Here is a 6267-nt window from a genome sequence, read left to right as displayed (position 1 = left end):
CCTCTACAGCGGAAACGAAGACGATGTGACTGAACGGCTTGACAAAGGATTGCTTGACTTTGGTATTTTAATTCAACCAGCTGATTTATCAAAATACAATTATATCAATATCCCAGCCAAAGATGTTTGGGGCGTTATTATGAGGAAGGACAGTCCTCTTGCTTTCAAAGATACCATTCAAGCAGTGGATTTATTAAATGTTCCGCTAATCTGTTCACGACAGGCTATAAAACAGACATTTTCTAAAAATGAATTTGCGGATTGGTTTGGTGAAGATTTTGATAAATTAAACGTCGTGACTACATACAATCTTGCATATAATGCTGCCATTATGGTTGAAGAGGGTATTGGTTATGCAATAGCCCTTGATAAAATAGTAAATACGTCTAGTGATAGTAACCTTTGTTTTAGACCGATGGAGCCAAGACTTGAATCTGGCTTAAATATTGTTTGGAAAAAGCATCAGGTTTTTTCCGCTGCTGCAGATATGTTTTTAAAAGAAATTCAGGCGAAATTTTCAAATTCTTTATCAGATGAATAAGATTTTCAGAACTTACCCTTTAGAATAAGCACTATTGTTGCTTTGAAATAAAATTCGATCAAAAAAACACCCCACAATCCAGCTTTTTTTTCGATAAATAAAAAGAATCCATTTTGAAAAAAGATTGATCAAAATGGATTCTTTTTCAGTAGATTTAAGTTTGGTTTTTTTTAAAAAAAGAGATTGATTATTTTCTACCTATGTTTGTTCAATAATCGCGCTCTTTTAGTTGATTAGTTTTAGGTCCATACATATAGTTTCTAAGTAAAATACATATAAAACCTAACACTAATGTAAGTACACCTACGAATAAAATATATTCTGTACCAATTTGTGCGATAATGATTCCGGCTACACCAGCTCCGATGGTTGTACCTAAGTTAACGGAAGTTAAGAATAACCCATTCGCGAAATCTGGAGCTTTGGGAGCAGAAGACATAATCCAATATTGATTAATGTTTGCACCAATACCTCCAAGTATCCCCCAAACTAAAATGATAATAGCGGTAGGTACAGTAAGCTCACCCACAAAGAAAAAGATAATATAAACAGCAGTTAATACAATAGGAAAGATTGTGACAGAACGAATTGGATAGTCCGTAAGTAATCTGCCTGCGATAATATTCCCAATAATATTAGCTAAGCCGTAGACAAGTAACATGGTACTTATTATATTTAATGACATATTCGTTACAACATCTAAATATTCAGCAAGGTAACTATATACTCCGAAAATGGCTGCGTTTAAGAAAAGAACTGCCAAAATAGAGAGCCAAGTAATTCCATGCGTTAAAATCTTTAGCTGAGAACCATAAGAAAGTCTTTCCTTCACAGGCATAGAAGGTACAAATAGTAAAGTCGCAATAAATGTAAAAATATTTACGACAGCGAAAAAGGACATCGCTATTTCAAGTGAAATCGTATTGGCAATAAAGCTTACAACAGGAACACCTAGAACCATACCTGCGGAAACCCCTATAAATACTTTAGAGATGGCTTTTGGTGCTTCCCTTTCACTAACTGAGGCAGCAGCTACTGATAAAGCAATAGAGACATATACAGGATGGAAGAAGGCTGGTATAACACGAGCTAGTAAGGCTACTGTAAAATTAGTTGTAAAAATGGAAATAACATTCCCAATAATGAAAATAGCTAGTACAAGTAACATAACTTTTTTTCGATTTATACGTGAAAATACTAATGGTAGAGTTGGACCAGCAATGGCAATGGCTAGCGCAAAAAGACTTACCATTAAACCAGCTGTAGAAACACTGACATCAAAATGATCCGCTAGGGCAGGGAGTATACCAATTACGCCCATTTCGGTATTGATAATACCAAATACACCAACTGCTAAGATAAATATAAGTAAACTTTTAGAATTCTTCATAAAATATTGTTCCACATCCTTTAATCATTCATTTTGACGTTTATTCTAATTTTGCTCCATTTGTAGCGATGACATCTTTATACCAATAAAAAGATTTTTTCTTTATACGATCAAGAGAACCGTTTCCGTTATCATCTAAATCAACATAAATAAAACCATAACGTTTGCTCATTTCTCCTGTAGAAGCTGCTACTAAGTCAATACATCCCCAAGGCGTATATCCTATTAAATCAACTCCATCTTCCACAGCTTCGTGCATAGCAATAATATGTTTTTTCAAATAATCGATTCGATAATCATCGTTAATTTCACCATTTTCATCTATTTCATCTTTTGCACCGAGCCCATTTTCAACGATAAACAAGGGAACTTGATAGCGATCCCAGAGATCATTCATCGAGATTCGGAGCCCTAAAGGATCAACTTGCCATCCCCACTCACTAGATTCTAAAAATGGATTCTTAACTCCTTGCATAAGATTTCCTGAAGCTGGATCGCTCTTTTCAGAGTTGGTCTCATTAATTGCCATGCTCATGTAATAACTGAATCCGATATAATCCACCGTATTGTTTTTTAGAATTTCTACATCTCCATCTTCAATTACTGGAGCTTTTGCATCGTACTCTTTTAGTAATTGATTGAAATAGCTTGGGTAGTATCCACGAACTTGAACATCACTCGTAAAATAATCAAAAGCTCGTTGCTTTAATTGGGAAGCAAACTGATTTACAGGATTCGAATCAAAAGCATATAACGGGGCATAAATCTGCATACACCCTACTTGAATATCATCTCTTAGCTCACGAGCAATTTTTACTACTAAAGCACTCGCAACAAATTGATGATGCCAAGCTTGAAAACGATTTGTATAGTCTTGAGCGCCTGAAGATACACTCAGCCCTTGAGATAGAGCCGGAAATTCCATTGCAGAATTGATTTCGTTAAAAGTCATCCAATACTTCACTTTATTAGCAAATCGTCCCAATACAACTTTTGAATAATTTTCAAAAAAACCAATCAGCTTTCTGTTTTTCCAGCCATTATAAACTTTTGCCAAATGAACTGGCATTTCATAGTGAGAAATTGTTATCACAGGCTCTATTCCGTATTTTAAACATTCATCAATCAATTCTTCATAGAAAGACAGTCCAGCCTCGTTAGGTTCTACTTCATCACCCTTTGGGAAAATTCGGCTCCAAGCAATTGAAAACCTGTAAGCTTTAAATCCCATTTCTGCAAATAAAGCAATATCTTCTTTAAATCGATGATAATGATCAATACCCAGATGGTTTGGATAATAGTATTTGTTTTGATCTATCTCCCAATCAAAGTCTGGTGAAGCAATGATTGAAAATCTATCCTTACCTCTAGGCATTGTATCAGCCACAGATATCCCTTTACCATCAACATCAAACGCACCTTCACATTGATTAGCTGCCGTTGCTCCGCCCCATAAGAAACCTGCAGGGAAGACTGTTTTTTTAAATTCCCTCATTTACTAATTCCTCCTTCATTCTTTTCATGTAGAGTAGTTCATTTTCTTTGCATTGCTAGAAAGAAAAATAGCTATTAAACTGTAGTATTAGCATTGTTCTATATCCCACTATTTTGAGGAAATCAATTTAGTATAAGTGATCATGGGACTATAATTGCTTGTCCCACGATATAGTAACCTCTCTATGCAGGATCACGACTATTTCGCGACTAATGTTAAAAATTCTTCTTTTGCTTGAACGGTATTGGATTTCAGTTCAATAAAATCAATATAATGATCTGTATTGGTTATGATAATCGGCGTAATTACTTCATAGCCGGCTTCTTTGATTTTCTCGACATCAAAATCAATTAAATGTTGTCCTTGAGTCACTCGGTCTCCTTGCTTAATTTCAGATGAGAAATGTTCTCCTTGTAACGAAACCGTATTAATTCCAATATGAATTAATATTTCTGCCCCTTCATCCGATTGAATACCAATTGCGTGATAGGTTGGGAACACCATCGTCACAACACCATTCACAGGAGAGGTAACTCGTCCTTCTGTCGGCTCTATTGCAACACCTCTTCCCACCGCATTAGAAGAAAATACAGAGTCATTGACTTCTTTTAATGGTTTAACTAAACCAGATAATGGACTCAAAATCGTTTCATGTTTTTCAGATGATGGTTCTGACTCTAATTTCTTTTCGTCCATTGCTTTTGTTTTCTTATCTTCAAAACCTAAAACAAGCGTTAATCCGGCTGAAACTGCAAATGCAACAAACATGGCAATAACATAAGAAATTAATGGAGAATATATAGGAACACTCAACATAGAAGGAAAGGCATATGCTGTTGCTACTGCTCCAAGTAAACCACTGACACCACCACCGATTATCCCAGCTATTGCTATATAAATAAGTCCACGTTTATACCGAAGTGCTAAACCGTAAAGGATTGGTTCCGTAATTCCTGAAAATAGTCCAGGCATCAATGTTGAGCCAGCCAGTGCTTTTAATTTTTTATCTTTCGTTTTTAAGAAAACACCGAATGCTAAACCGATTTGTGCGAAGACAGCCGCAGACACTAATGCAAGAATCGGATCTCCTCCATTTGCTAAATTTTCAAGCATAAAAGGTGTGAATCCGGTGTGTATGCCAAATAAGGTAAGGAAGGTCCAACCTCCACCCAAGATAGCACCAGTTAATACGCCAGTTTCTGCATATAAGAAATTAATGAATGTTCCAATCGAATTAGCAATATATACACCAACAGGACCAAATGCTATCGTTGTTAATGGCACGATTATAATTAAAGCCAACATAGGAAGCATAAACATTTGCAAATCTTTATGAATGATTTTTTTAAGATATCTATTTAATAAAGCATAAATAGTGATTGCGAAAAAAGCTGGAAACACAGATGAAGCATAGTCCATTAAAACAACAGGGATGCCAAGGAAATCTGTTATATCCCCACGATCTTGTAACATTCCAGTGAAATTAGGCTCTAGTAATGTTGCTCCTATCATCCCGCCTACATAAGGATTTGCACCAAGCTTTGTAGCAATTGTGATACCTAGAAAAATGGGAAGGAAATAAAAAATCGCATTCCCGGCAGCTAATAAAATAGTGTAAGTTCCGCTGTCAGTAGATAGGATACCGGTCATTGTTAAAAGAGCTAATAATGCTCTCAGCATACCTGCCCCAGCTAGCGTACCTAGTAAAGGCGAGAAACTTCCTGAGATAACTTCAAAAACCTTTTCAATAATATTTACTTTTTGCTTTGATGGTGTTGAATTTTCTTCACCATCGATATTTACAGCAGATTGTATTTCTTTAAAAACTTCAGATACATGGCTTCCAATTACTACTTGGAATTGGCCGCTATTTACAACAACACTCAACACACCATCTAAATTTTCTAGTTTTTCTTTATCCGCTTTCTTATTATCATGAAGGTTAAATCGTAATCGCGTTGCACAATGCACGACATTTTTAATATTTTCTTCTCCACCCACGAAGTAAATGATTTCTTCTGCTAGCTTTTTGTAATTCAATTTTTACACTTCCTTTTATCAATTAGGGGACAGGCCAATAAAACGGAATTTAAACCGTTAGATTACCACGAAGAACGAAAAGCGCAGAGCGCCCGCCTATCGGCGACAAGCACAAGGCGAGCCGGCATGAAGGTTGTTCTTTAACCTTCTTGACGGATTGACTTGTGACCGAGCCGATGGCGCTCGGAGCTGGACATAGATACCACTCTTTATCACGTTAATACTTTAATTAACTTAAACTTTCTTAACTGATAAAAAAATTGCCTCTAACAGTTTATAGGCAATTCTTTCATTGCAGTTGTGTTGTAGGAAGAATCATTATTTCCTTAAGTGACAAATCCATCACTCAACTTGTTTAGTTGGGCGGATGATGATCTCGCTTACCGCAGCAGTTTCAGGTGTACTTATGGCATAAGCGACTGCATCCGCAATATCACTTGATTTTAAACCGATAGTAAGCTGAAGATTCTCCACCCATTTACGTCTGTCAGGGTCATTAATGGTTGTATGAAGTTCAGTATCTACCGTTCCTGGTGAGATAAGCGTGCTTCGGATATTATTTTTACTTTCTTCCTTACGCACACCTTCCATGATGGCACGAACAGCAAACTTAGTCCCACAATAAACAGCACCTTGTTCAAAAACAACATGTCCAGCTACGGAGTCAGTCGTAACAATTTGACCAAATTGTTGTTTTTTCATGATAGGTAACACCGCAGCGATTCCATTTAAAACACCCATGATATTGATGTCTAACATTTCGCGCCATTCATCAAAGCGAGCATCTGAAAGTGGTGAATG

Annotated in this window: 5 protein-coding genes; 1 reads left to right on the top strand and 4 read right to left on the bottom strand. The window is 36.4% G+C overall.

All coding sequences use genetic code 11. The features are described from left to right. A partial coding sequence (locus tag IC621_RS26135) for a LysR family transcriptional regulator substrate-binding protein (protein WP_191162951.1) occupies positions 1–541 on the top strand: 541 nt, incomplete at its 5' end. 208 nt (positions 542–749) lie between these two features. Here IC621_RS26135 and IC621_RS26130 read toward each other — a convergent pair. The 4 genes from IC621_RS26130 to IC621_RS26115 form a co-directional block, all read right to left on the bottom strand. Further along, the gene (locus tag IC621_RS26130) at positions 750–1931 is read right to left on the bottom strand and encodes an MFS transporter (protein WP_191162949.1); all 1182 of its coding nucleotides are present in this window, start codon (positions 1929–1931) and stop codon (positions 750–752) included. 40 nt (positions 1932–1971) lie between these two features. Further along, positions 1972–3426: a glycoside hydrolase family 1 protein gene (locus IC621_RS26125; protein ID WP_191162947.1), complete on the bottom strand. Its 1455-nt coding sequence runs from the start codon at positions 3424–3426 to the stop codon at positions 1972–1974. A gap of 198 nt (positions 3427–3624) precedes the next feature. Further along, a complete protein-coding gene (locus tag IC621_RS26120) occupies positions 3625–5466 on the bottom strand; it encodes a beta-glucoside-specific PTS transporter subunit IIABC (RefSeq protein WP_191162945.1) in 1842 nt (613 codons plus the stop codon). A gap of 342 nt (positions 5467–5808) precedes the next feature. Then, a partial coding sequence (locus IC621_RS26115; RefSeq protein ID WP_191162943.1) for an SDR family oxidoreductase occupies positions 5809–6267 on the bottom strand: 459 nt, incomplete at its 5' end.

Origin of the sequence: Metabacillus arenae (assembly GCF_014773385.1) — a bacterium.
Taxonomy (GTDB): Bacteria; Bacillota; Bacilli; order Bacillales; family Bacillaceae; genus Metabacillus_D; species Metabacillus_D arenae.
Note: the sequence above shows the minus strand (reverse complement) of the source record. Positions and strands in the feature narration are given on the sequence as shown.

Coding starts and splice junctions, on each gene's coding strand:
- IC621_RS26130 (WP_191162949.1), bottom strand. CDS start 1,931: ATGAAGAATTCTAAAAGTTTACTTATATTTATCTTAGCAGTTGGTGTA.
- IC621_RS26125 (WP_191162947.1), bottom strand. CDS start 3,426: ATGAGGGAATTTAAAAAAACAGTCTTCCCTGCAGGTTTCTTATGGGGC.